Annotated in this window: 1 protein-coding gene; it reads left to right on the forward strand. The window is 45.5% G+C overall.

Translation table 11 applies throughout. The features are described 5' to 3' along the window. The first annotated feature begins 624 nt into the window (after positions 1 to 624). Entirely contained in the window at positions 625 to 1,308 is a 684-nt protein-coding gene (locus AC2VE5_RS27790) for a class III lanthionine synthetase LanKC N-terminal domain-containing protein (RefSeq protein ID WP_486890740.1), read from the forward strand. The last annotated feature ends 82 nt before the right edge of the window (positions 1,309 to 1,390 follow it).

The following is a 1,390-nucleotide window of genomic DNA, read 5'->3' on the forward strand; positions in this document are numbered from 1 at the left end:
CGGCTCTCCTCTGGTTTCTTTCTCAGATTGGGAGTACGCTGTTTCTTGGATGTCATAGAGCTCATCAACTCTCATGACATCCTTTTTCTCCCTCCTAGACAAGAGCAACAGACTCCGTTAGAACGAGAGACTTTCTGAGGTAACCCAATGCTTGATTATAAAGAGATTAGTAAGCTCGGCCATAGCTTTCATAGACAAAGTCCACTAGAAAGCAGGTTAGAATTTTTTGCTGTTATTAAAGCATTGCTGTCGAGTGATAAAGAGCCGGGAGCTAGAGCATGAAGGACAAGCGCACTTACCCTTACAAGCCACAGGATATGAGAGATACATTAAATCCCTGCGTCAGGAGCCTGAATCATTTCCTTCGAAGCTTGAACAACCCCCATCATCTAAGCCTAAATGATTGGAATAACTTTTACGATTACATTATTATATCATACAATCAACCGCAAGAAAGGAGACATAAAATTTCTGAGTTAAGCGACATACTGCGTGCTAGAGGTATAAATAAACCAGGCAGCTTGGCTGTTTTATACGCCCACATATTGTATGCATTTGCAAGACGAGATGGCAAGGCTCTATATCGTGGTGGGTTCAATCCTTAGTTGTTCCCTTTGCACTTTGATGAGAAATTTAACCACTGTCGACAACCTGGAGAAGCTTCTTGTGTCGCTGAATCTGGTGTTCACTAAGCTCTCCTCAGCACCTGCCGACAGGAAAGTAATGACATGGGCGGTCCCGTCTTACTCCGGGAGAAAAGTGCTTCCAGCTCAAGGTTTCAAGCTTCATGTCTCAGCCTCAGTTAGCAATGCGATTGACATTGCCGAAAGAGTGGTCCCGATTTTACTTGAGGAGAATATCACTTTCAAATGCGTGGCAAACACAAGTTTATTACTTGATTTGAACGCGGGAGTATTTGGTTTGTCTCAGGTTGGTAAATTTATCACTGTATATCCTTATAAAAATGGTAGATTCAGAAAGGCTCTAGCGGATGTTTTGGACGATGCGACTGTAGGTCAGGTCGTACCCGATGTACCGTCGGACTACAAGTATGGGCGGGATGGGGCCGTCTACTATAGGTTTGGAGTTATCGCTACCCGTTTCAACACCGAAGCCGGGCATCTGATAGATCCTTCAGGGACATCCCTTATAGATGAGCGTGACCCAAGAACACCCGTGCCAGACTGGGTCGTGGATCCTTTAAAATCACGGCGTCATGAGCCAGATTTAGAAGAAAATAAACTCCCACAGCGCTATATAGTTGAGGGGTGCGCGCAGCTCACCTTAATGCCAACAGAATGGCTTTGAGCTGTGTCGGAGGTTGCCGGTTGCGGATGTTGAGAACAATGAGCAAGACGTATGCCAAGACAGAGAAAAAGGCCAAGGCGCG

Source organism: Aliterella sp. E5.1 (assembly GCF_057473825.1).

Excerpts from the sequence above, each read along its gene's own strand:
- AC2VE5_RS27790 (WP_486890740.1), top strand. The coding sequence starts at position 625 with ATGAGAAATTTAACCACTGTCGACAACCTGGAGAAGCTTCTTGTGTCG.